General features: G+C 61.7%; 22 protein-coding genes. 3 read left to right on the forward strand and 19 right to left on the reverse strand.

What is annotated here, in order from left to right:
• Positions 1 to 2: 2 nt before the first annotated feature.
• From fabD to AC3WMV_RS13815, 4 genes are all read right to left on the reverse strand, one after another.
• On the reverse strand, positions 3 to 941 hold the full coding sequence (gene fabD / locus AC3WMV_RS13800; protein ID WP_103369221.1) for an ACP S-malonyltransferase: 939 nt from the start codon (positions 939 to 941) through the stop codon (positions 3 to 5).
• 122 nt (positions 942 to 1,063) lie between these two features.
• Positions 1,064 to 2,074 (reverse strand): phosphate acyltransferase PlsX, encoded by a 1,011-nt coding sequence (gene plsX / locus AC3WMV_RS13805; RefSeq protein WP_080963300.1) that lies wholly within the window; start codon positions 2,072 to 2,074, stop codon positions 1,064 to 1,066.
• Between the two features lie 4 nt (positions 2,075 to 2,078).
• Positions 2,079 to 2,261, reverse strand: a complete 183-nt coding sequence (rpmF, locus tag AC3WMV_RS13810; protein ID WP_003179396.1) for a 50S ribosomal protein L32 — start codon at positions 2,259 to 2,261, stop codon at positions 2,079 to 2,081.
• A gap of 13 nt (positions 2,262 to 2,274) precedes the next feature.
• On the reverse strand, positions 2,275 to 2,802 hold the full coding sequence (locus AC3WMV_RS13815) for a YceD family protein (protein ID WP_003204262.1): 528 nt from the start codon (positions 2,800 to 2,802) through the stop codon (positions 2,275 to 2,277).
• A gap of 105 nt (positions 2,803 to 2,907) precedes the next feature.
• On the opposite strand from AC3WMV_RS13815, the gene AC3WMV_RS13820 reads away from it, so the two are divergent.
• Positions 2,908 to 3,486: a Maf family protein gene (locus tag AC3WMV_RS13820; protein WP_097088450.1), complete on the forward strand. Its 579-nt coding sequence runs from the start codon at positions 2,908 to 2,910 to the stop codon at positions 3,484 to 3,486.
• Between the two features lie 52 nt (positions 3,487 to 3,538).
• Here the strand turns inward: AC3WMV_RS13820 and sppA are convergent, their stop codons facing one another.
• Genes sppA through rluC form a run of 3 tightly spaced genes read right to left on the reverse strand, consistent with a single transcriptional unit; the run spans position 3,539 to position 6,162 of the window.
• On the reverse strand, positions 3,539 to 4,528 hold the full coding sequence (gene sppA / locus AC3WMV_RS13825; RefSeq protein ID WP_103369222.1) for a signal peptide peptidase SppA: 990 nt from the start codon (positions 4,526 to 4,528) through the stop codon (positions 3,539 to 3,541).
• 22 nt (positions 4,529 to 4,550) lie between these two features.
• Complete coding sequence (locus tag AC3WMV_RS13830; protein WP_097088454.1) at positions 4,551 to 5,213, reverse strand: HAD-IA family hydrolase; 663 nt, start codon at positions 5,211 to 5,213, stop codon at positions 4,551 to 4,553.
• Positions 5,200 to 6,162, reverse strand: coding sequence for a 23S rRNA pseudouridine(955/2504/2580) synthase RluC (gene rluC, locus AC3WMV_RS13835; RefSeq protein WP_027612350.1), 963 nt, complete (start codon positions 6,160 to 6,162; stop codon positions 5,200 to 5,202). Before rluC ends, AC3WMV_RS13830 begins: the two co-directional genes overlap by 14 nt.
• Before the next feature lie 699 nt (positions 6,163 to 6,861).
• On the opposite strand from rluC, the gene rne reads away from it, so the two are divergent.
• Positions 6,862 to 10,101 carry a ribonuclease E gene (rne, locus tag AC3WMV_RS13840; protein ID WP_103369223.1) on the forward strand — a complete coding sequence of 1,080 codons (3,240 nt, stop codon included), beginning with the start codon at positions 6,862 to 6,864 and terminating at the stop codon, positions 10,099 to 10,101.
• 190 nt (positions 10,102 to 10,291) lie between these two features.
• Here rne and AC3WMV_RS13845 read toward each other — a convergent pair whose 3' ends face one another.
• The 12 genes from AC3WMV_RS13845 to AC3WMV_RS13900 form a co-directional block, all read right to left on the reverse strand.
• Entirely contained in the window at positions 10,292 to 10,888 is a 597-nt protein-coding gene (locus tag AC3WMV_RS13845) for a nucleotidyltransferase family protein (RefSeq protein WP_103369224.1), read from the reverse strand.
• Positions 10,885 to 11,865 carry an XdhC family protein gene (locus AC3WMV_RS13850; protein ID WP_103369225.1) on the reverse strand — a complete coding sequence of 327 codons (981 nt, stop codon included), beginning with the start codon at positions 11,863 to 11,865 and terminating at the stop codon, positions 10,885 to 10,887. The genes AC3WMV_RS13845 and AC3WMV_RS13850 overlap by 4 nt, the downstream gene beginning before the upstream one ends.
• Complete coding sequence (locus AC3WMV_RS13855) at positions 11,865 to 14,186, reverse strand: xanthine dehydrogenase family protein molybdopterin-binding subunit (RefSeq protein WP_103369226.1); 2,322 nt, start codon at positions 14,184 to 14,186, stop codon at positions 11,865 to 11,867. Before AC3WMV_RS13855 ends, AC3WMV_RS13850 begins: the two co-directional genes overlap by 1 nt.
• Positions 14,183 to 14,653 carry a (2Fe-2S)-binding protein gene (locus tag AC3WMV_RS13860; protein WP_027612345.1) on the reverse strand — a complete coding sequence of 157 codons (471 nt, stop codon included), beginning with the start codon at positions 14,651 to 14,653 and terminating at the stop codon, positions 14,183 to 14,185. Before AC3WMV_RS13860 ends, AC3WMV_RS13855 begins: the two co-directional genes overlap by 4 nt.
• Positions 14,654 to 15,048: 395 nt before the next feature.
• Positions 15,049 to 16,068: a UDP-N-acetylmuramate dehydrogenase gene (gene murB / locus AC3WMV_RS13865; RefSeq protein ID WP_103369227.1), complete on the reverse strand. Its 1,020-nt coding sequence runs from the start codon at positions 16,066 to 16,068 to the stop codon at positions 15,049 to 15,051.
• Positions 16,065 to 16,529 carry a low molecular weight protein-tyrosine-phosphatase gene (locus AC3WMV_RS13870; protein ID WP_016986041.1) on the reverse strand — a complete coding sequence of 155 codons (465 nt, stop codon included), beginning with the start codon at positions 16,527 to 16,529 and terminating at the stop codon, positions 16,065 to 16,067. The genes murB and AC3WMV_RS13870 overlap by 4 nt, the downstream gene beginning before the upstream one ends.
• Complete coding sequence (gene kdsB, locus AC3WMV_RS13875) at positions 16,529 to 17,293, reverse strand: 3-deoxy-manno-octulosonate cytidylyltransferase (protein ID WP_103369228.1); 765 nt, start codon at positions 17,291 to 17,293, stop codon at positions 16,529 to 16,531. Before kdsB ends, AC3WMV_RS13870 begins: the two co-directional genes overlap by 1 nt.
• Positions 17,290 to 17,475 carry a Trm112 family protein gene (locus AC3WMV_RS13880; protein WP_003174668.1) on the reverse strand — a complete coding sequence of 62 codons (186 nt, stop codon included), beginning with the start codon at positions 17,473 to 17,475 and terminating at the stop codon, positions 17,290 to 17,292. The genes kdsB and AC3WMV_RS13880 overlap by 4 nt, the downstream gene beginning before the upstream one ends.
• Before the next feature lie 21 nt (positions 17,476 to 17,496).
• A complete protein-coding gene (gene lpxK / locus AC3WMV_RS13885) occupies positions 17,497 to 18,507 on the reverse strand; it encodes a tetraacyldisaccharide 4'-kinase (protein ID WP_103369229.1) in 1,011 nt (336 codons plus the stop codon).
• The gene (locus AC3WMV_RS13890; protein ID WP_103369230.1) at positions 18,507 to 18,935 is read right to left on the reverse strand and encodes an ExbD/TolR family protein; all 429 of its coding nucleotides are present in this window, start codon (positions 18,933 to 18,935) and stop codon (positions 18,507 to 18,509) included. Before AC3WMV_RS13890 ends, lpxK begins: the two co-directional genes overlap by 1 nt.
• A complete protein-coding gene (locus AC3WMV_RS13895) occupies positions 18,932 to 19,567 on the reverse strand; it encodes a MotA/TolQ/ExbB proton channel family protein (RefSeq protein WP_003227083.1) in 636 nt (211 codons plus the stop codon). Before AC3WMV_RS13895 ends, AC3WMV_RS13890 begins: the two co-directional genes overlap by 4 nt.
• 111 nt (positions 19,568 to 19,678) lie before the next feature.
• The gene (locus tag AC3WMV_RS13900; RefSeq protein ID WP_103369231.1) at positions 19,679 to 21,892 is read right to left on the reverse strand and encodes a DNA internalization-related competence protein ComEC/Rec2; all 2,214 of its coding nucleotides are present in this window, start codon (positions 21,890 to 21,892) and stop codon (positions 19,679 to 19,681) included.
• A 136-nt stretch (positions 21,893 to 22,028) separates the two neighbouring features.
• Here AC3WMV_RS13900 and AC3WMV_RS13905 point away from each other — a divergent pair, with 136 nt between their 5' ends.
• Positions 22,029 to 22,547, forward strand: coding sequence for a DUF2062 domain-containing protein (locus tag AC3WMV_RS13905; protein WP_097088476.1), 519 nt, complete (start codon positions 22,029 to 22,031; stop codon positions 22,545 to 22,547).
• The last annotated feature ends 134 nt before the right edge of the window (positions 22,548 to 22,681 follow it).

The following is a 22,681-nucleotide window of genomic DNA, read 5'->3' on the forward strand; positions in this document are numbered from 1 at the left end:
ATTCAGGCCAGCGCTGCACGGGCGGCAGCGAAAGCGTCTGGGGTATTGAGATTGGAAGTCGAAACGCCTTCGGCGCAACGTTTGTTCAGACCGGCCAGCACTTTGCCCGGGCCGCACTCGACCAGACTGGTAGCGCCCTTGGCAGCCAGGGTCTGAACCGATTCAACCCAGCGAACGGGCTTGTACAGTTGTTCGAGCAGATCACGCTTGAGGGTCTCCAGATCGGCCGGCACTTGCGCGCTGACGTTCTGTACGACCGGGATCTGCGGCGCCTGCCAGTCGATGGCGGCGATGGATTCGGCAAAGCGCTCGGCAGCCGGACGCATCAGTTCGCAGTGCGATGGCACGCTCACTGGCAACGGCATGGCACGCTTGGCGCCACGGGCCTTGCAGCCCTCGATGGCACGTTCAACCGCAGCCTTGGCGCCGGCAATCACTACCTGACCCGGCGAGTTGAAGTTCACCGCGCTGACCACTTCGCCCTGCGCCGCTTCGGCACAGGCTGCCAGCACGTCGGCATCTTCCAGACCGAGGATGGCAGCCATGCCGCCCTGCCCGGCCGGAACGGCTTCCTGCATCAACTGTCCACGGCGCTCAACGAGCCTCACCGCGTCAGCCAGGCTCAGGCTGCCGGCAGCAACCAGCGCGCTGTATTCACCCAGGCTGTGACCGGCAACAAATGCCGGACGCGCGCCACCTTCAGCCAGCCACAGACGCCACAGAGCGATCGAAGCGGTCAGAATGGCCGGTTGGGTTTTGTCGGTTTGATTGAGCAGCTCTTCCGGGCCCTGCTGGGTCAGTGCCCACAGGTCATAGCCCAGAGCAGCGGAGGCTTCTTTGAAGGTTTCGAGGATCAACGGATATTCCGCGCCCAGCTCGGCCAGCATGCCGAGGGACTGCGAACCCTGTCCTGGAAAGACGAATGCGAGGGAAGCAGACATGTAACAAGCCCCTAATGATCTTGTCGTCGAAAATGACGCCCCACTGGGGGACGCAAGAAACTGACAGTTGGATGGCCCTTTGAACCGGGCGGTCACATTTAAGCATTGTCCGACGAAAACGCCTAAGACAACAGATCCTCCAGACGACCGTGGAGGCGTTCGGGCAGGTTCTCCTGAATCTCGATCAGCGCGCGTTGAATCGCACTCTGAAAACCCTGAACCCCGGCCGAACCGTGACTTTTCACCACGATACCCTGCAAGCCGAGGAAGCTTGCGCCGTTATGTCGCGCCGGTGCGAGATCCGCCTGCAGGCGCTTCATCAATGGCAGGGCCAAAGCACCTACCACGCGGGAAGCAAAGTTTTTCCTGAACAAGGCCTCAATGCGCGCGGCGATCATCGTCGCCAGGCCCTCGCTGGACTTGAGCAGGATATTGCCGACAAAACCGTCACAGACCACCACATCCGCCTCGCCGCGATACAGGCCATCGCCCTCGACAAAACCGATATAGTTAATGCCGCGCGCCGCCTGCAACAAGGTCGCCGCCAGCTTGACCTGCTGATTGCCCTTGATGTCCTCGGTGCCGATATTCAGCAACGCGACACGCGGCCGGGCGATGCCCAGCGTCTGCGCCGCCACCGAGCCCATCACCGCGAACTGCAATAGATGCTCGGCGCTGCAATCGACGTTGGCGCCCAGGTCGAGCAACTGGCAATAACCCTTCTGCGTCGGAATCGCCGCCACCATCGCCGGCCGATCAATCCCCGGCAAGGTCTTGAGCACAAATCGCGACAGCGCCATCAACGCCCCGGTATTGCCGGCACTGACACAGGCCTGAGCCTTGCCGTCACGCACCAGTTCAAGGGCGACACGCATCGACGAGTCCGGCTTGCCACGCAAGGCCTGGGTCGGCTTTTCGTCCATGGTGATGACTTCAGACGCCGGGACAATTGTCAGGCGCGCGCGATCGGCAGCCGATTGGCCGTTGATCAGTTCTTCAAGTAGGGAGGGTTGACCGACGAGGGTCAGGTGCAGCGAGGGCGTAGCAGAAAGGCAAGCAAGGCTGGCCTGAACAATGCTGCGGGGACCGAAGTCCCCGCCCATTGCGTCAATCGCGATGACTTGAGCGGACAAGTGATTACTCGTCAGCGCCCTTGTCGATCACTTTACGGCCACGGTATACGCCTTCTGGCGATACGTGGTGACGCAGGTGAACTTCACCAGTTGTTTTTTCTACAGACAGGGTGCTAGCCTCGAGAGCGTCGTGCGAACGGCGCATGTCACGGGCAGAGCGGGATTTTTTGTTCTGCTGAACAGCCATAATTGATTAACTCCTAAACGTTTGGGTCACGCTTTAACTGCGCCAATACACTGAACGGGTTGGACCGCGTTACCTCGTCCTCGCTCGGTTCGGGTTCATCTGCTCCCGCCGGCTGCTGGCATTCTTCCGGATGATGAGCAGGCACAATGGGCAAGGCGAGCAGAAGCTCCTCCTCGATCAGTGACTGCAGATCCAATGGATCTTCGCCCAGTTCCAGCACGTCATAACCTTTCGGTAACGACTGGGTATTCGCACCCTCCTTCACTACAGCGTAACTGCATTCGCTGTGGATCGGCAGGGTGACCAGCTCAAGACAACGCTGGCAAACCATTTTGACTTCGGTGTCGATAAAGCTGTGGATCACCACAGATTTACGTTCATCTCGTTCAAAAACGAATTTGGCCTGCACCGTACCGACATCGTCGGAAAGCGGGTCGCAGAGTCTCTTCAAATCGGCCAGCAGCAGTTCACCTTGAAGGGTGGTGCCACGGTCAGCCAATTTGCGCGGGTCAACGTGAGGTGGAATCGGGTCATTCAACATAGGCGCAGCATTATAGGGATGCACCCACCCATGTCAAAGGAAATTGTGCCCTGTCCGTCACTTGCGTGCCTCCGCTAGAATTCGCGCCTGCCTCAGGAGACGCCAATGCTGCCTTTATTACTTGCTTCCAGCTCGACCTATCGCCGGGAATTGCTCGCCCGCCTGCACCTACCGTTCGTCTGCAGCTCGCCGGATATCGACGAAAGCCACCGACCGGGCGAATCCGCCATCGAACTGGTCAAGCGCCTCGCCGAACAGAAAGCCCGCGCACTCGCCGCGAGCCATCCCGCTCATCTGATTATTGGCTCGGATCAGGTCGCAGTGCTCGGCGATCAGATCATCGGCAAGCCACACACCTTCGACAAGGCTCGCGAGCAACTACTCGCCGCCAGCGGCGCCAGCGTGACCTTCCTCACCGGCCTGGCGCTGCTCAACAGCCAGACCGGCCACTGCCAGGTCGACTGCGTGCCGTTTACCGTGCACATGCGTCAGCTCGACGAGGCGCGAATTGAACGCTACCTGCGCCTGGAGCAGCCCTACGACTGCGCCGGAAGCTTCAAGGCTGAAGGGTTGGGCGTGAGTCTGTTCCAGTCCACCGAAGGGCCTGATGCAACCAGCCTGATCGGTCTGCCGCTGATTCGCCTGATCGACATGCTGCTGGTCGAGGGCGTGCAAATCCCTTAACGCACAAAAAACCGGCCATTGAGGCCGGTTTCTTTTCAACACTGCACCAGGCTTAACGCAACGAAGGCCCGTGGAAACCCATCCACATCGCCAACTGCTCAGCCACGCTGGCACCGAGCTTCTTCGAGAAGCGGTCGAACGGCGATTCCTGCACAGTGAAATCCACCAGCTCTTTCTCGCCGATCACATCCCGCGCCACCGAACTGGCATTGCCCAGACCATCGATCAAGCCCAACGGCAGCGCCTGCTCGCCGGACCAGACCAGCCCGGAGAACAACTCCGGATGCTCCTTGTCCTTCAGGCGATCGCCACGACCCTGTTTGACACTGTTGATGAACTGCTTGTGCGTTGTATCCAGTACGGTCTGCCAGAACGCAGTCTCGTCAGGCTTCTGTGGCTGGAACGGATCCAGAAACGACTTGTGCTCGCCCGAGGTATAAGTGCGACGCTCGACGCCGAGCTTGTCCATGGTGCCGACGAAACCGTAACCGGCGGCCGTTACACCGATGGAGCCGACCAGACTGGCCTTGTCGGCATAGATCTGATCCGCAGCACTGGCGATGTAATAGGCACCGGACGCACCGAGATCGGAAATCACCGCGTACACCTTGGTATCCGGGTGCAGACCGCGCAGACGCTTGATCTCGTCATACACATAACCCGACTGCACCGGACTGCCGCCAGGACTGTTGATCCGCAGGATCACACCCTTGACCTTCTTGTCCTCGAAGGCTGCACGCAGGCTGCCGACGATGTTGTCAGCGCTCGCAGGCTCCTTGTCGGCAATCATGCCGGTGACGTCGATCAGCGCGGTGTAGTTCGGGCCACGGGTGGCGCTCTTTTCCATGTCCATCAGCGGCGTGAACAGGATCAGCGCGACAAACAGATAAACAAACGTCAGCAGCTTGAAGAAAATCCCCCAACGCCGTGAGCGACGCTGCTCCTGCACACTGGCCAGCAAAGTCTTTTCCAGCAGCTTCCAGCTTTTCTCGTCACCGTCGTCGGCACTTGCCTTGGCCGATGCTTTCCATTCGTCGGTCATGCGCTACCCCAGCAAAAACATATTAAGCCTGCTGCCTCAGCCAGGCGTGCAATTCACTAAAACGGTCGATCGACAGGCGCGGTTCGAACTGTTGCAGCGATTCAATCGACTGCGCACCGTAACTGACCGCCACCGACGCCATGCCTGCATTGCGCGCCATCAGCAGATCGAAGGACGAATCCCCGACCATCAACGCCTGCTCGGGACGCACGCCGCAATGGTCGAGAATCTGCTCGAGCATCAGCGGGTGCGGCTTGCTCGCGGTCTCGTCAGCGGCACGGGTGATATCGAAATAATCTTCCCAGCCATTGGCCTTGAGCACCCGATCCAGTCCACGACGATTCTTGCCGGTCGCGACCGCCAGGTGGTAGCCCTGCTCGCGAAACGACGCCATCGACTCCACTACGCCTTCGAACAGCGGCGAAGGCACGGCTTCTGCCGCGATGTAGTGGTCGGCGTAATACTCGCGAAACAGGGTCATCTCGGCATCGCTGATGTCCGGGTACAAGGTGCGGATCGCCTCGGGCAAGCCCAGACCGATGATGCCCTTGACGGCAAAATCATCACGCAACTCGAAACCGGAACGCGCGGACGCAGAATGCATCGCTTCGACAATCCGACCAATGGAATCAGCGAGGGTGCCGTCCCAATCGAAAATCAGCAGCTTGTAATCAGATGGGCGCACTCAATCGCTCCACGGTCTTGGCCCACATTTCATCCACTGGTGCTTGCAACTTGAGCTCACCGCCATCGGGCAGCGGCACGGTCAGCATGTAGGCGTGCAGGAACAGACGCTTGCCGCCCAGATCACGGATTTCCTTGCTGAAACCGTCATCGCCGTACTTGGTGTCGCCGGCAATGCAGTGCCCGGCGTGCAACGTATGGACGCGGATCTGATGGGTGCGACCGGTGATCGGCTTGGCTTCGATCAGAGTGGCAAAGTCGCCGAAACGACGCAGGACCTTGAACACGGTCACCGACTCCTTGCCCTCCTCCTCGTCGACCTCGACCATGCGCTCGCCGGAGCGCAGGTTGCTCTTGCCCAGCGCCGCACGGACTTGCTTGATCGAGGTCGCCCAGTTGCCGCGCACCAGCGCCATGTAGCGCTTGTCGACACCGTCACCGCGCAGGGCGGCATGCAAGTGCCGCAGCATGCTGCGCTTCTTGGCGATCATCAGCAGGCCGGAGGTGTCACGGTCGAGACGGTGAACCAGCTCCAGCTCTTTGGCATCGGGGCGCAACTGACGAAAGGCTTCGATGACGCCGTAATTCAAGCCACTGCCGCCGTGAACCGCAATGCCGGCGGGCTTGTTGATCACGATCAGGGCTTTGTCTTCGTAGATAATCGAGGCTTCCAGCCGCTGCAACAGGCCTTGAGCCAATGGCACCGGTTCGTCGCGCTCAGGCACACGAACCGGCGGCACGCGCACGATATCGCCGGCCTGCAGCTTGTATTCGGGCTTGATCCGCCCCTTGTTCACGCGCACTTCGCCTTTACGCAAAATGCGGTAAATCAAGGTCTTGGGCACGCCTTTGAGCCGGGCAAGGAGGAAATTGTCGATTCGTTGGCCGGCATACTCCGGCGAGACTTCAAGCAGTTGAACGCCTGGAGTCGAAGGGGCAGTAGTTGTCATGCCGCGGATGATAACAATTTTTATGGAATTGAAGCACTTAATCATTGCTGCTATAGTCGCGAACGCCGCCAAAAGCGGCCTGGACAGCGGAACCACGGTCAAAAACCGGCCCTGACCAACGCAATTCACCAGGACGCGAGGCCGTCCTACGGGGCTTTCGCTACGTAACGGTGGAGTTTGCAGTTGTAACAAGCGCAGGTGACATGAGGCCTGAATTACACCGTCGAGCAGAGTTTTCACTCGCCTGACAGGCAAATATTCGAGGCCAGTTCACAAAGTGCAGTCAGCTGCAGATGACCCCGAGCGAAGGCTTCGGAAACATCGCCTGAATTAGCCATGATGCGTGACCTCCCCTTTCGGAGCTCACGGTAAATGCCAACCCGCTGCGGATTCTGCGCGCGGCAGCACCCGAATTATCAGGGATACGTGTAGGGTGGAGATGCACAACCGCCGGACTGTGTAGCAATAGGCTTTATCAAGACGCTTCATCTCGTCCACAGCCGCTGGTTGATTCCTCCTCCTGACTGAGTGCTTAAGTAGCCACAGCAAGCAGGACGCGTACGTCGCGATATCGGCCCAATTGGCCTGACATCGCTGGACACGGGAATGGCCAACCACTCCCGACGCACCTGACACCGACCGTGAGAAGTCGTGTGTGCCGAACGCCGTTTCCGGCAGCCCGGAAACCGACGGTACTACATGAAAAGAATGCTGATTAACGCAACTCAACCCGAAGAGTTGCGTGTTGCACTGGTAGATGGCCAACGCCTCTACGACCTGGACATCGAATCCGGTGCACGCGAGCAGAAAAAGGCCAACATCTACAAAGGCCGTATCACTCGCATCGAACCAAGCCTTGAGGCTGCCTTTGTCGATTTCGGCTCCGAGCGCCACGGCTTCCTGCCCCTCAAAGAAATTTCCCGCGAATACTTCAAGAAAGCCCCTGAAGGCCGCGTCAACATCAAGGACGTCCTGAGCGAAGGCCAGGAAGTCATCGTTCAGGTCGAAAAAGAAGAACGTGGCAACAAGGGCGCCGCCCTGACCACCTTCATCAGCCTGGCCGGTCGTTACCTCGTGCTGATGCCGAACAACCCGCGTGCCGGCGGTATCTCCCGTCGCATCGAAGGCGAAGAGCGCAACGAACTGCGTGAAGCGCTGAACGGTCTGGTTGCTCCAGCCGACATGGGTCTGATCGTGCGCACTGCCGGCCTGGGCCGCAGCAGCGAAGAAATGCAGTGGGACCTCGACTACCTGCTGCAACTGTGGACTGCCATCAAAGAAGCCTCGCTGGATCGCTCCGCGCCATTCCTGATCTATCAGGAAAGCAACGTGATCATCCGCGCCATCCGCGATTACCTGCGCCAGGACATCGGCGAAGTGCTGATCGACAGCGTTGAAGCCCAGGACGAAGCCCTGACCTTCATCCGCCAGGTGATGCCGCAGTACGCCAGCAAGATCAAGCTGTACGAAGACAGCGTGCCGCTGTTCAACCGTTTCCAGATCGAAAGCCAGATCGAGACCGCTTTCCAGCGCGTCGTCGAACTGCCTTCCGGCGGCTCCATCGTCATCGATCCGACCGAAGCCCTGGTGTCCATCGACATCAACTCGGCGCGTGCCACCAAAGGCAGCGACATCGAAGAAACCGCGCTGCAGACCAACCTTGAAGCCGCCGAAGAAATCGCCCGTCAGTTGCGCCTGCGCGACATCGGCGGCCTGATCGTCATCGACTTCATCGACATGACCCCTGCCAAGAACCAGCGCGCCGTGGAAGAGAAAGTCCGCGAATGCCTGGAAGCCGACCGCGCTCGCGTGCAGATCGGCCGCATCTCGCGCTTCGGCCTGCTGGAAATGTCCCGTCAGCGCCTGCGTCCATCGCTGGGCGAAAGCAGCGGCATCGTCTGCCCGCGCTGCAACGGCACCGGCATCATCCGTGACGTCGAATCGCTGTCGCTGGCAATCCTGCGCCTGATCGAAGAAGAAGCCCTGAAAGACCGCACGGCCGAAGTGCGCGCTCAGGTGCCGATCCCGGTCGCCGCGTTCCTGCTCAACGAAAAACGCAACTCGATCACCAAGATCGAACTGCGCACCCGTGCCCGTATCGTCATTCTGCCGAACGATCACCTGGAAACCCCGCACTTCGAAGTTCAGCGTCTGCGTGACGACAGCCCGGAAGCCGCGACCAACCAGTCCAGCTACGAAATCGCTGCTGCCGCTGCCGAAGTCGAAGAAGTCCAGCCAGCCGCGGCGACCCGCACCCTGGTTCGCCAGGAAGCCGCGGTCAAGACTGCGCCGGCCCGTGCCAATGCGCCGGTGCCGACCGAAGTCGCCGCGCCTGCCGCTGCTGCACCGGCTCCGGTTGCCGCGCCAGAGCCAAGCCTGTTCAAGGGCCTGGTGAAATCGCTGGTCAGCCTGTTCGCGACCAAAGAAGAGCCAGCCGCTCCGGTCGTCGTTGAAAAACCGGCCACCGAGCGTCCGGCCCGCAACGAAGAGCGTCGCAACGGTCGTCAGCAGAGCCGCAACCGTAACGGTCGCCGTGATGAAGAGCGCAAGCCGCGCGAAGAACGTGCACCGCGTGAAGAACGCGCCCCACGCGAGCCGCGTGAAGAGCGTCAGCCACGTGAAGCCCGTGAAGTCCGCGAGCCGCGTGAAGCCCGCAGCGAAGCACCGGCCGCTCGCGAAGAACGCGCACCCCGCGCTCCGCGTGAAGAACGTGCACCACGTGCGCCGCGCGAAGACCGCAAGCCACGTGGCGAGCGTGAAGAGCGTGTGCGTGAACTGCGCGAGCCACTGGACGCCGCTCCGGCTGCACCCGTAGCGGCTGCCGCTGCCGCTGTGGTCGCAGAAGAGCGTCCGGCCCGTCAGCCACGCGAAGAGCGCGCACCGCGCCCACCGCGTGAAGAGCGTCAACCACGTGCCGAGCAAGCTGCTGCTGCCGTTGCTGAAGAAGAAGTGAACAGCAACGAAGAGCAACTGCCGGAAGACGGTCAGGACAACGCCGAAGGCGATCGTCCACGTCGTCGCTCCCGTGGTCAGCGTCGTCGCAGCAACCGTCGCGAGCGTCAGCGTGATGCCAACGGCAACGTGATCGAAGGTTCGGAAGAGTCCGAGTCCGGCGAAAACGCTGAAACAGCACCAAGCGCCGCCGATCTGGCTGCCGGCCTGGCCGTCACTGCCGCTGTTGCCAGCAGCGTGATCAGCGCTCCGGCCGAAGCACAGGCTCACGAGCAAGCCGAACGCGCCACCGCCGCTGTTCAGGAAACCGCTCCAGTGGAAGCGCCGGTTGTTGAGGCCACTACCCCAGTGGAAGTGGTTGCTGCTCCGGAAGTCGAAGTGGCACCGGTTCAAGAAACACTGCCTCAGGTTGAATCCGTTGCACAACCTGCCGTTGAGGCGCCAGTCGTGGCCGCAGAGCCGGTTGCTGAAACCGTCACTGAAACCGTGACCGAAACCGTGCGTGAAGTACGCGAAGAACAGACCGCGTTCAACTGGGTTGCCGAGCCTGCCGTCGCTGAAACTTCAGCGCCAGTCGTTGAAGCCCCAGTGGTTGAAGAAGCCAAGGCTGCCGCGCCAGTGGTCGAAGCCGCCGAACCTGCTCCAGCGCCAGTGGTTGAAACACCGGTGGTCGAAGCGCCAGTGGTTGCCGAAGCCCCTGCTCCAGTGGTTGAAGCCGCTCCGGTCAGCGCCCTGACGCCAAACGGCCGTGCGCCAAACGACCCACGTGAAGTGCGTCGCCGCAAGCGTGAAGCCGAGCGTCTGCAGAAGGAAGCCGAACTGGCTGCCGCTGCTGCTCCGGCAGCTGAAGTGGTCGAGGTTGCTGCCGTGACTGAAGAAGCGGTGGTTGAATCGGTGATCGCCGAAGCACCACGCTCCGTTCAGGACGCGGTCGAGCATCACCAGGCGGCCGAGGAAAAAGAGCACGAGCCTAAACCGCTCGTCTGATTCCGCAAGCCAATAAAAAGCCCCGCCTGAGCAATCAGGCGGGGCTTTTTTATCTCATCCAATTCAAGCATCACCCCGATCCCTTGTAGGAGTGAGCCTGCTCGCGATAGCGGTGTATCAGCCACCACAAATGACACTGACCCAACGCTATCGCGAGCAGGCTCACTCCTACAGAGGATTTATGCAGGGCTCAGGATTGAGGAAATACCAGAGAATCGGGCACATCGATATCCCACAACACCCCGGGATCATCCACCGCTACCTCAATCACCCTGCCCTGCTTGAACAAAGGCCTGGCGCCGCGATCACCACTCAATGCCTGCAAGCCCGGCCCGAACGAACGCCCGAACCCCACCGGATGCCCAAATTCGCCCTCCTGCACCGGCACACTTACGGCGTCATCGGCCATCGCCGCCACCACCCGCTCAATACTCGACGGCAAAATAAACGGCATGTCCCCCAACACGATCAGCCAGCCATCCGCCTCGGGGCAGGCGGCAACGCCAGCCGCAATACTGTCACCCATCCCGGTCGATTCAATCGAGACCACGTCACAGCCATAAGCCTGAGCCATGCGCATCGCCTGCGGCCGCGCTTCAGTGGTCACCAGCACCCGCTTGTCGAGGTTGGCCGGTAGATTCAGCAACACTTGCTCGATCACCGAGCGCACCGCGCCATCACGCCCGGTGCAATCGGCCAGCAACTTGTCCTTGTCGGCACCGGCAACCTGGCGAAAGCGACTGCCCTCGCCCGCCGCCAGCACAATCACTGCGATAGATCGACTCATGCGCCCTCCACGACTTTCTTCTGTTTCAACTCGACGCCGTTCTTGATCGCCACAATCTCCGCCAACAACGACAGAGCAATCTCCGCTGGCGAATGACTGCCGATGTGCAGACCGATCGGCCCGTGCAATCGCGCAATGGCAGCTTCTGACAAGCCCAGCTGAGCCAGATTGTCCCGGCGCTTCTGACTGTTGATCCGCGAACCGAGTGCACCGACATAGAAGGCCGGCGAATCGAGCGCGGTGAGCAACGCCATATCATCCAGACGGGGATCGTGAGTCAGCGCGACGATGGCTGTGCGTTCGTCCGTCTGAATGCTCAACACCGCGTCATCCGGCATACCCGGGACGAACCGTCCGTGGTGCTCTTCCCAGCCATAAACGAACTCGGTACGCGGATCGCAGATCAGCACTTCGAAATCCAGCAGCCGCGCCATGTCCGCCACGTAACGCGACAGCTGCCCGGCGCCGATCAACAACAGACGCCAGCGCGGACCATAAATGGCGCGCAGGGTCTTGCCATCGAATTCGAGCACATCGGATTTGCTCGCCGCCGACAGCACAACCTCACCGGTTTCTATGTTCAGCTCACGGGCGACAATCTCATGGTTTTCACAACGGGCGAGCAACTCGGCGACCCACGCCGGATCAGCGACCCGCTCCTCGGTCAGGCGCAGCGTGCCGCCACAGGGCAAGCCGAAACGCGCCGCCTCCTCGCGGGTGACGCCATAGGTAATCAGTTGCACCGGTGGCCCGTCGCTGGCGATGCGCCCGTCGTGCAGACGGGCGATCAAGTCATCCTCGACACAACCACCCGACACCGAGCCGATCACCACGCCGTCCTCACGTAACGCGAGCATCGCGCCGGGTGCCCGGGGCGCAGTGCCCCAGGTCTGCACCACACTGAACAGCACCACCCGCTGCCCGGCGCGGCGCCATTCGAGCACGCTGCGCAGGACGTTGAGATCGGCGCTGTCCATTACGCCTGCGCCTTCTGCCAACTCTGCAACTGATAACGCACCGGCAAGTTACGGATGCGCTGGCCGGTGGCGGCGAAGATCGCATTGCACAGTGCCGGCGCAATCGGCGGCACGCCCGGCTCACCGACTCCGCCCAACGGCACGTCACCCGGCGGCGTCACCAGATGCACCGCAACTTCCTTCGGCGCCAGCGACATGCGCGCCACTTCGTACATATGGAAGTTGTCCTGCTGGACCTTGCCGTCCTTGAAGCTGATTTCACCCAGCACCGCGTTGCCCAGGCCCATGACACAGGCGCCTTCGAACTGCGAGCGGATGCGCTCAGGGTTGATCTGCGGCCCGCAATCGACGGCGATGTCAGCCTTGTGCACGATCAGCGTACCGTCGTCCTTGACCTCGACTTCGATCACCGCCGCCACATAGGTGACGAAGCTGTAATGCACCGCCAGACCGAGGCCTCGGCCCTTGGGCAACTGACGCCCCCAGCCGGCAGCCTTGGCCGCGGTTTCCAGTACCGTGCGCATGCGTCCGGTGTCGATCGGGTAACGCTCGGGGGATTCGCCGTAGTTCCACTCCTCACTCAGGGTACGCGGGTCGATCTGCCGATCCGGGCCGAGCAACTTGATCTGGTACTTGAGCGGATCGACGCCAGCCTTGTGCGCCAGTTCGTCGACGAAACTCTGAATCGCAAAACCGTGAGGAATGTTCGACACCGAGCGATACCAGCCGACGCGGGTATGCACCGTGGCTTCGGGGTTTTCCAGGCGCACGCTGGGAATCGCGTAAGCCATATTGGTGAAACCCATGCCCAGTTCGAACGCCGCTTCATGGTTCATGCCCGGGGCGAACAGCGCAGTGATGCTCGGCGCCACTGTGCGATGCAGCCAGCCGGACGGCATGCCGTCCTTGCCGACAGCGACCTTCAGGTACTCGGCGGACACTGTGTGGAAATACGAGTTGTGGATGTCATCCTCGCGGGTCCATTGCACCCGCACGGCTTTACCGGGGAACTCCTTGGCAAGGATCGCTGCTTCGACGACGAAATCCGGCTTCGATTTACGGCCGAAACCGCCACCGAGCAGCGTGACGTTGAAGGTGACATTGTCGAACGGCAGCCCGAGGCGCTCGGCGATGCGTTCGCGAGTCACCTGCGGCGCCTGACTCGGCGCCCACGCTTCACACACACCTTTGTCGTAGCGAGCGATGGCAACCATCGGCTCCATCGGTGCCTGGGCCAGATGCGGCAGATAGTAAGACGCTTCGAGACTACTGGCAGCGCCGCTCAGGGCTTTGTCGATATCGCCAGTGTTGCGCACCACTTTGCCGGGCTTGCGCGACGCCGCTTCCAGTTCCTTGCGGTAAGCGATCGAGTCATAACTGGCGTTGGGGCCGTCGTCCCATTCGATCTTCAGCGCCTCGCGGCCCTTGATCGCCGCCCAGGTGTTGCTGGCAATCACCGCTACGCCGCCCAGCGGCTGGAATTCCGAAGGCAGCGGACGGCTTTCGATCTGCATCACCTTCAGCACACCCGGAACCTTCAGCGCGGCGCTGTCATCCAGCGACTTGACCCTACCGCCGTACACCGCCGGACGGGCGATGGTCGCGTAGAGCATGCCGTCGAAATGCACGTCCGCGCCGAACACCGCGCGCCCGTTGACGATATCGGCACCGTCGATGGCTTTGGTGCCCTCCTTGCCGATGTAGCGGAACTCTGACGGCTGCTTGAGGCGCAGGCTGTCACGGGCCGGCACCGCCAGTGCACTGGCTGCAGCGGCAAGTTCGCCGTAACCCAGCTCGCGACCGGACGGTTTATGCAGGACTTTGTGCAGCTGCGCCTGGCACTCGCCCACCGGCACCTGCCATTGCGCGGCGGCGGCTTGTTCCAGCATGGTCCGGGCCGCCGCGCCGCAACGACGCATCGGCTCATACCAGTGACGCATGCTGCGCGAACCGTCGGTGTCCTGGTTGCCGAAACGTACCTCGTCACCCGGCGCCTGCTGGACTTTGACCTTGGCCCAATCGGCGTCCAGTTCATCGGCAACCACCATGGTCAGGCTGGTGCGCACACCCTGGCCCATTTCCGAACGGTTGCACACAACGGTGACCGTGCCGTCTGCGGCAATGCTGACGTAAACCTTGGGATCATCGATCCAGCCGTTGGGCATGCCATCAGCACCGAACTTCTTCGGCGCGTCTTCAGCTAGTGCATCCTGCCAGCCCCAACTCGCGGCCAGTACCAACGCGCCAGTCGCGCCAACGCCTTTGAGAAAACCGCGACGGCTGAGATTGCTCAGGGCGAAATCATTCGGCAAGCGGCTCATGCCTTGGCCTCCTTCAAGTGAGTCGAGGCCTGGCGGATCGCAGTCTTGATCCGGTTGTAGGTGCCGCACCGGCAAATGTTGCCGACCATTGCCTCTTCGATCTGCTCGTCGCTCGGATCGGGGTTGGTCTTGAGCAACGCGGTGGCGGACATGATCTGCCCGCCCTGACAAAAACCACACTGCGCCACGGCGCTATCGAGCCAGGCTTGCTGCACCACCTGCCCGACCGGATCGGCGTGCAGATTGTCGATGGTGGTGACGTTTTGCCCGACCACCGAGCCGATCGGCGTGATGCAACTGCGCGCCGGCAAGCCGTCGATATGAATGGTGCAGGCACCGCACAGGCCCATGCCGCAGCCGAATTTGGTGCCGTTGTAACCGGCGACATCACGGATTGCCCACAGCAGCGGCATGTCTTCGGTTACATCCAGTGGGTGATCCTGGCCATTGAGTTTCAGGGTAATCATGGGCACGCCCGCATATTCTTGGTGGTTATGGGGTCGAGCAGAACTGGCGGTGGTTCACGCAGATCGACTCAGGCTAATGGGCCAATACACACCAGTGAAGCCGAACAATGAACCTGTGGCGAGGGAGCTTGCTCCCGCTGGACTGCGGAGCAGGCCCTTCTTGAAAGCGGGGCCGCTACGCGCCCCAGCGGGAGTAAGCTCCCTCGCCACAGGGTCATCGCTGACTGATATGTGATTGGCACAGGCTCTCTTGTGCCGACGCGAACGTCTGCACCGGGCCTTTGGTGGAGCAAATGGACGGTTATCGTTAGCTGGCTAAGTTAACCCACCGTTAACAAAAAAGCCCTGCACTTTTTATCAGTGCAGGGCTTTGGATACCGACCTGAAGCGTAGCCTCAATAGCGGTTCGGCTCCATTTCCAGCTCGACATTGAAACGTTCGGCAATATCTTTCTGGATGCGTTGTGCCAGATCGAGTAACTGCAGGCCGGTGGCGGTGCCGTAGTTGACCAGCACCAGCGCCTGCAACTTATGCACGCCGGCATCGGCCTCGCGGAAACCTTTCCAGCCAGCGCGCTCGATCAACCAGCCGGCGGCCAGTTTCATCTGCCCGTCCGCTTGCGCATAGGCCACCAGATCCGGGTGCTGCGCCTTGATCTGCTCGACCAGCGCCGCCGACACCAGCGGATTCTTGAAGAAACTGCCGGCATTGCCGAGCACCGCCGGATCCGGCAATTTTTCGCTGCGGATACTGCAGATCGCGCGGCTGACGTCGCTGGGTGTCGGTTGCTCGATGCCTTGCTCGGTCAGGCGCTGACGCACCGGGCCGTATTCCAGACGCAGATGCGCGACACGATCGAGCTTGAAGCGCACCCGCAGGATCAGCCAACGCCCCGGCTGCTGCTTGAACAGGCTGTCGCGGTAGGCGAAGTTGCATTCTTCCAGGCTGAAGTCGCGCAGCTCGCCGGTCTGGCGATCCAGCGCGGTCAGCCCGGCGAACACATCCTTGATCTCGACGCCGTAGGCGCCGATGTTCTGCATCGGTGCTGCGCCCACGGTGCCGGGGATCAGGCTGAGGTTTTCCAGACCGGAAAAACCCAGCGCCAAGGTGTGTTGCACGAACGGATGCCACGGTTCGCCGGCTTCAGCCTCGATCACCACGCGGCTGCCGTCATCGCTGATCAGCCGAATGCCACGGCTTGCCATGCGCAGCACCAGCGCCGGAATGTCTGCGGTCAACAGCAGATTGCTGCCGCCACCGATCACCAGCAATGGCAGGTCATGGGCAGTTGCATAGGCCAGCGCTTCGCGCACGTCGGCATCGCTGTGGGCCTCGGCGAACAACTGCGCGCGCACATCCACGCCAAAACTGTTGAATGGTTTCAGCGAAACCTGTGATTGAAGCTGCAAACTCATAACCGGCCCTTCACTTCGATCAACAGTTGGTCACACGCTGCCTCGATCAGGTCCAGCACCTGCTCGAAGCCCTGATCGCCGTCGTAGTACGGATCCGGCACTTCATCGACCACACCGGCATAACGGCGCAGGAACAGATCCAGCTCGGCCTTGCCGGTGGACGGTTGAAGCGCCTTGAGGTTGCGCAGGTTGCTGTTGTCCATGGCCAGAATCAGGTCGTAACTGGCGAAATCGGCGCGGCTGACCTGCTGCGCGCGTTGCGCCGACAGGTCATAACCACGCACTTTGGCTGCAGCCTGGCTGCGCTTGTCCGGCGGATTGCCGACGTGCCAGTCACCGGTGCCGGCGGACGCCACTTCGACCTGATCCGCCAGCCCCGCTTCGCGCAATTTGTGGCGCAGCACGCCTTCAGCGGTGGGCGAACGGCAGATGTTGCCCAGGCACACGAACAGAACGCGCATCAGGCCTCCAGCAGGCGACGAACGCGCTCGAGGTCTTCAACGGTGTCGACGCCGGTTGGCGGCGCGATCAACGCGTCGGCGACATGAATCCGCACGCCATGCCACAAGGCACGCAGTTGTTCGAGGGATTCAGTGTTTTCCAGCCAGCACGGGCCCCAGTTCACGAAGTCCTGAAGGAAGCCGGCGCGGTAGGCGTAAATGCCAATGTGGCGACGGTACGGCACGCCGTCCGGCAACACGTCGCGGCTCTTGGCGAAGGCATCGCGGGCCCAGGGCAAGGTGGCGCGGCTGAAGGTCAGCGCCAGACCATTGAGGTCGCTGACGACCTTGACCACGTTCGGATTGAACAGGGTTTCAACGTCTTCGATCGGCTCAGCCAGGGTGGCCATACGCGCTTCGGTGTGGGCGGCGAGGTTAGCCGCGACCTGATCGATCACGCTCGGCGGGATCAACGGCTCATCACCCTGCACGTTGACCACGATCGCGTCCGGCGCAAGACCCAGCTTCGCCGCGACTTCCGCCAGCCGATCGGTGCCGGAATTATGATCTTCACGGGTCAGCACCACTTCAGCGCCGAACGCCTTGCAGGCCTCGACGATGCGCGCATCGTCGGTCGCGACCACCACACGGCTGGCGCTGCTTTTGCTCGCCTGCTCCCAGACATGCTGGATCATCGGCTTGCCGGCGATATCCAGCAGCGGTTTGCCTGGCAGGCGGGTCGAGGCGTAACGCGACGGGATGACAACGGTGAAAGCAGTGGTCATTTATCCAGACGCTCGTCAGTGGTCAGGGTGCGCGCTTCGCTTTCGAGCATCACCGGGATGCCGTCGCGGATCGGATAGGCCAGACCGGCGCCCTTGCTGATCAGTTCGGTCTTGTCGGCGCTGAGCTTGAGCGGGCCTTTGCAGATCGGGCACGCGAGGATGTCGAGCAATTTGGTGTCCATGAACATTCCCTGGATAAAGAGTTAAGGCAAAAGACGATCGGGCAACAGGCGCATCAATTGGGTGTCGAACCAGGCCACGAAGGCCGGTGACGGCACGGCATCGACCGCCAGATACCACCAGTCGTCTGCTGCGAAGGCACGGCACTTCACCGCGTCCTTTTCGGTCATCACCAACGGCAATGACGGTGTGAAATTCAAGGCCTGCACGCTGTATTCTGCGTGGTCGGCAAACGCATGGGGGACTGCTCGCCAGTCTAGCGCTTCGAGGGTATTGAAGAAACGTTGCGGATTGCCGATCCCGGCCACTGCGTGCACCGATTGACCGGGCGCAAAATGACCGAGCGGCTTACGCTCGCCGCTGCGCAGATTGACCAGTGCGGTCGGTTGCAGGTGAAAGGCGAAGCCGTCTTCACGATCCGCAGTGGCACCGTTGAACAGCACGCCATCGACGCTTTGCAGGCGCTCGATCGGCTCGCGCAACGGACCGGCCGGCAGGCAGCGCTTGTTGCCCAAACCACGGGCGGCGTCGATCAGCACCAGCTCCAGATCTCGCGCCAAGCGGTAATGCTGCATGCCATCATCGGAGAGGATCAGGTCCAGCGGCTCACTGGCGAGCAAGGCTTTGACCGCTGCGCTGCGATCAGGGTCGATCATCAGCGGTACGCCGGTGCGCTGCACGATCAACAGCGGTTCATCGCCGGCGACGTCGGCGCTCTGCTCGGCGGTGACCCGCCACGGCAGTTGCGGCGGTTTGGCGCCATATCCACGACTGACCACACCAACCCGCAGACCGGCGCGTCGGCAATGCTCGATCAGCCACAGGATCATCGGTGTCTTGCCGGTGCCGCCGACGGTGATGTTGCCGACCACGATCAACGGCACCGGTGGCTGATAGATCTGGCCGTCACCGTCGAGAAAGCGCTGACGCTTGTTGACCACCACGCGGCGGTAGAGCATTTCCAGCGGCCGCAGCAGCGTCAGGGCCGGATGCCCCTGATACCACGCGGCGAGCAAACGATCGGACAGGCTCATCAGGATTTGGGCGCCGCCTCGACCGTGGTCATGCGCAGATGGCTGAAACCGAGCTTGCCGGCCGCGTCCATGGCGGTGATCACCGATTGGTGTTGGGTCTTGCCGTCGGCGCTGATCGACAACGGCATGTTGGTGTCACCGTTGGCTTCTTTCTGCATGGCTTCCATCAGCGTCGCCAGGTCATTCTTCGGCAAAACCTTGTTGTTCACCGAAAACACGCCTTCGGCGCTGATCGCGACGTCCAGTTGCTTGAGCTGCTGGTCTTCGGCGGGGGATCCGCTGACCGATTCCGGCAGATCGACGCGCAACTGGGTTTCGCGGGTGAAGGTGGTGGTCACGACGAAAAACAGCAACAGGATGAACACCACGTCGATCAGCGACGCGAGGTTGATGTCGATCGTTTCCCGGGGTTTGCGACGGAATTTCACGCTTTGTCCCCGGCCAGATCGACGTCACGGTCGCCCTGCACCACTTCGACCAGTTTGATCGCTTCCTGCTCCATGCCCACCACCAGCTCATCGATGCGGCGTTGCAGGAAACGGTGGAAGAACACCGACGGAATACCGACCATCAGGCCCGCCGCAGTGGTGATCAGTGCCTTGGAAATACCGCCGGCCAGGACCGAGGCGTTGGTGGTCATGCCGGAACCGGTGAAGGCGCTGAAAATGTCGATCATGCCCAGTACCGTGCCCAACAGGCCCAGCAACGGCGACATGGCGGCAATCGTGCCCAGCGCGTTGACGTAGCGTTCGAGCTCGTGAATCACCCGCGCGGCGGCTTCTTCGATGCATTCCTTCATGATCTCGCGACCATGCTTGGAGTTGGCCAGGCCCGCGGCGAGGATTTCACCCAGCGGCGAATTGGCGCGCAATTCCTTGAGTTTTTCTTTATTGAGCTGCTTGTCCTTGATCCAGACCCAGACCTGGCCCAGCAGATGCTCGGGGGTGACGCGGCTGGCGCGCAGGGTCCACAGGCGCTCGGCGACAATCGCCATGGCCGCGATGGAACTCAGAATGATCGGCAACATCATCCAGCCGCCGGATTTGACCAATTCCCACACAGTGACAGTCCCCTCGAAAAAGTGCGCCACTTTACCATACCGGTTCGCGATTAAGACCCGCTGCCCCGACGACCTGATGCCGCATTCGGCGATCCCGCGATCAATGGTGTTTCAGCGCCAGAAACGCCGTTGTTGACGCATCAGCCACGGCGCCTGAAAGCCGCCCAGGCGCAGTTGAATGGCGCCGTGCTGCGCGCTGTCGTAGATGCGCAGCCCTTGCTGGCGATAACGCGCGAGCACCAGCGGGTGCGGATGACCGAACGAATTGCCCTGCCCCCGGGAGATCAGCACCGAATGCGGACGTAATGCCCGCAGCAAAGCCATCGAAGAGGAACTGCGGCTGCCATGGTGCGGCGCTTGCAGCCAGTGCGTCGGCAGCGCCAACGGACTTTCCAGCAAAACCCGTTCGGCAGCCGTGTCGATATCGCCGGTCAGCAGCAGCCGCTCGCCATTGGCCTCGATCTGCAACACACAGGAGCGCTGATTGCTGTCATGGGCCGCCGACCATTGCCACAGCTGAAAACTGACCCCGTCCCACTGCCATTGACGTCCACTTTCACAGGCCTCGGCCTGCAGGATGGCGGGCAGCCCCGGCGGATCGCCGCTGATCACCCGCGTCACTTTCAAGCCCCGCGATACTGCCAACGCACCACCGGCATGGTCGGCGTCGGCATGACTGAGCAGCATCAAATCAATGCGCTCGACCCCCAGTTTGTGCAGCGCCGGCAGCACCACCCGCTCCCCCAGATCGAAATCGCCGAAGCGTGGACCGGCGTCGTAGAGCAACGCGTGATGACGCGTGCGGATCAGGATCGCCAGGCCCTGACCGACATCGAGCTGCCAGACATCGGCCTGGCCCTCGGCTACTCGCTCGCGCGGCGGCGCCAGCAGAATCAACAGCAACGGCCAGCCCAACGGTCGCAACGGCACCCCACGCGGCAACAGCAACAGCAAGGCGCCGAGACTGCCGAGCAGCAAAACCCACCACGGCAGCGACGGCGAGATCCACGCCGGCCAAGCCCCGGCGATCAGCGACAAGCCACGAAACAGCCAGTCGATCAAACCACCGGCCAGCCACAACAAGCCTGCACCGACGTAAGGCACCGGCAACAACAGCGTGCCGAGCAGCGCCGGTGGCAGCACCAGCAGACTGACCCACGGCACCGCGAGCAGATTTGCCAATGGCCCGCTGAGGCTGATCGGCAGGTTCAGCGCCAGCAACACCGGGCACAGACCCAGCGCAATCAGCCATTGCGCGCGGGTCCAGGTCTGCCACCATTTCCACGCGCCGAGTCGCCCGCCGAAGGTGAAAATCAAAATCCCCACCGCGGCGAACGACAGCCACAAACCCGGACGCAAACTGGCTAACGGGTCGAGCAACAGCAACGCATCGAATGCCAGCAACAGCGGCCACCACGCGCCGAGATGGCGAAAGCGCAGGCGCCACAACAACACCAGCCCGACCATCACGCAGGCCCGTTGCACCGGTACATCAAACCCGGCGAGCAAGCCGTAGCCGAGCGCCGCGGCAAACGCCAGCCCGCAGGCCCATGGCAGCCATGGCCAGCGCAGCGGCCACCAGCCGTAGCGCGCCAGCCCGGCGACCAACAGATAGATGACCGCTGCCAACATCCCGATGTGTTGACCGGAAATCACCAGCAGATGCACGGTGCCGGTGTCCTGCAGGATCTGCCAATCCTCGCGACTGAGCCCGGAGCCGTCGCCGAGCACCAGCGCCGCCAATGCACCGCCCCGGCCTTGGGCATCGACTGCCATCAAGCGCTGACGAATGCTGTCGCGCCATGCCCAGTTTGCCTCGGCCAGGCGCTGACCATCCTTGATCGTGCCGGTCGCGCCGATGCGTTGCGCCAACAGCCAGGCTTCGTAATCGAAGGCGTCGGGATTGAGCAAACCACCGGGGCGCCTGAGCTTCACCGCCAGCCGCCAGCGCTCGCCGCTGTTGAGCGGCGGCCCGGCGTACCACGCCAGACGCATCAACGACGGCAATTTTTCGTGTCGCGAGCGGGCATCGGCCAACTCGAACCGCACCACGCCCTCGCTGGTTTGCGGCAAACCGACCACCCGCCCTTCGACCCAACGGGTTTCGCCGTCAAGCGCTTCCGGCAGGCGATCATTCAACGCCCATTGCGCACTGACGCACGCCCAGGTGAAACCGAATAGCAGAAACGCCAGGGGATAGCTGCGAAACGGCAGCAACATCAGTCCCACCAACGGCAACAACATCATCAACCCGACCGGCGGTAAAACCGGCAAAAAAACCGGAACCAGCAGACCGACTGCCAGCGCCATCATCCCTGTGCGCATAAGCCCGTCCTTGAGAGTTCCTGGATTAGGGGTAGCTGGTATGAGGGCGGGTCGTCGTCAACAATTGTCACAAAGTCTGAATGGGCGCTTCGTAGAATCCAGACATACTTGCCGCCTTAACCGACCGAGAAGCCTTATGCCCCGGCGCTTATTCAAACGTTACATGCCCGACCCGACGAGCATCAGGGAACACAAATCCTTACGCTTTCTCGGCAAGTTGCTGCATGACCCGAACCTCTGGCACCTCAATCGGCACTCGGTGGCCCGGGCGATGGCCGTCGGCCTGTTCGCCGCGTTCCTGCCGATTCCGGCGCAGATGCTGGTGGCGGCGGCACTGGCGATCACCGTGCGCGGCAACATGCCGATTGCCGTCAGTCTGGTCTGGCTGACCAACCCGATCACCATGCCGGCGGTGTTTTTCTGTACTTATCAGGCCGGAGCCTGGTTGATGAATGTGCCCGCCCGCACCCTGCCCGATTCGTTGACCTGGGAATGGATCAGTGGAGAGTTGTCGACCATGTGGCAGCCGTTTCTGCTGGGATCGGTGGTATGCGGGCTGCTACTCGGCATCCTCGCCTACTTCACGGTCATGCTGTATTGGCGCTGGTGGGTGGCGCGGCAATGGGCGCGGCGCAAGAAAAGCCGCAAGTCTTGAATGCAAAACGGCCTCCGCAGTGGAGGCCGTTTTTTTGTAGCGTCTGAATAGGCCCCATCGCGAGCAGGCTCACTCCTACATAGGAACGCGCCCTTCTGTAGGAGTGAGCCTGCTCGCGATGGCAGCGACGCGGT

This window comes from Pseudomonas sp. FW305-3-2-15-E-TSA4, assembly GCF_058787295.1.

What these genes read in the sequence shown, in the direction of transcription:
- AC3WMV_RS13870 (WP_016986041.1), bottom strand. Translation starts at nt 16,529, where the DNA reads ATGCGCGTTCTGTTCGTGTGCCTGGGCAACATCTGCCGTTCGCCCACC.
- AC3WMV_RS13850 (WP_103369225.1), bottom strand. Translation starts at nt 11,865, where the DNA reads ATGGACAGCGCCGATCTCAACGTCCTGCGCAGCGTGCTCGAATGGCGC.
- fabD (WP_103369221.1), bottom strand. Translation starts at nt 941, where the DNA reads ATGTCTGCTTCCCTCGCATTCGTCTTTCCAGGACAGGGTTCGCAGTCC.
- lpxK (WP_103369229.1), bottom strand. Translation starts at nt 18,507, where the DNA reads ATGAGCCTGTCCGATCGTTTGCTCGCCGCGTGGTATCAGGGGCATCCG.
- sppA (WP_103369222.1), bottom strand. Translation starts at nt 4,528, where the DNA reads ATGACCGACGAATGGAAAGCATCGGCCAAGGCAAGTGCCGACGACGGT.
- AC3WMV_RS13855 (WP_103369226.1), bottom strand. Translation starts at nt 14,186, where the DNA reads ATGAGCCGCTTGCCGAATGATTTCGCCCTGAGCAATCTCAGCCGTCGC.
- AC3WMV_RS13905 (WP_097088476.1), top strand. Translation starts at nt 22,029, where the DNA reads ATGCCCCGGCGCTTATTCAAACGTTACATGCCCGACCCGACGAGCATC.
- AC3WMV_RS13845 (WP_103369224.1), bottom strand. Translation starts at nt 10,888, where the DNA reads ATGAGTCGATCTATCGCAGTGATTGTGCTGGCGGCGGGCGAGGGCAGT.
- rluC (WP_027612350.1), bottom strand. Translation starts at nt 6,162, where the DNA reads ATGACAACTACTGCCCCTTCGACTCCAGGCGTTCAACTGCTTGAAGTC.
- AC3WMV_RS13815 (WP_003204262.1), bottom strand. Translation starts at nt 2,802, where the DNA reads ATGTTGAATGACCCGATTCCACCTCACGTTGACCCGCGCAAATTGGCT.
- AC3WMV_RS13820 (WP_097088450.1), top strand. Translation starts at nt 2,908, where the DNA reads ATGCTGCCTTTATTACTTGCTTCCAGCTCGACCTATCGCCGGGAATTG.
- rne (WP_103369223.1), top strand. Translation starts at nt 6,862, where the DNA reads ATGAAAAGAATGCTGATTAACGCAACTCAACCCGAAGAGTTGCGTGTT.
- rpmF (WP_003179396.1), bottom strand. Translation starts at nt 2,261, where the DNA reads ATGGCTGTTCAGCAGAACAAAAAATCCCGCTCTGCCCGTGACATGCGC.
- AC3WMV_RS13860 (WP_027612345.1), bottom strand. Translation starts at nt 14,653, where the DNA reads ATGATTACCCTGAAACTCAATGGCCAGGATCACCCACTGGATGTAACC.
- AC3WMV_RS13900 (WP_103369231.1), bottom strand. Translation starts at nt 21,892, where the DNA reads ATGCGCACAGGGATGATGGCGCTGGCAGTCGGTCTGCTGGTTCCGGTT.
- AC3WMV_RS13880 (WP_003174668.1), bottom strand. Translation starts at nt 17,475, where the DNA reads ATGGACACCAAATTGCTCGACATCCTCGCGTGCCCGATCTGCAAAGGC.
- kdsB (WP_103369228.1), bottom strand. Translation starts at nt 17,293, where the DNA reads ATGACCACTGCTTTCACCGTTGTCATCCCGTCGCGTTACGCCTCGACC.
- murB (WP_103369227.1), bottom strand. Translation starts at nt 16,068, where the DNA reads ATGAGTTTGCAGCTTCAATCACAGGTTTCGCTGAAACCATTCAACAGT.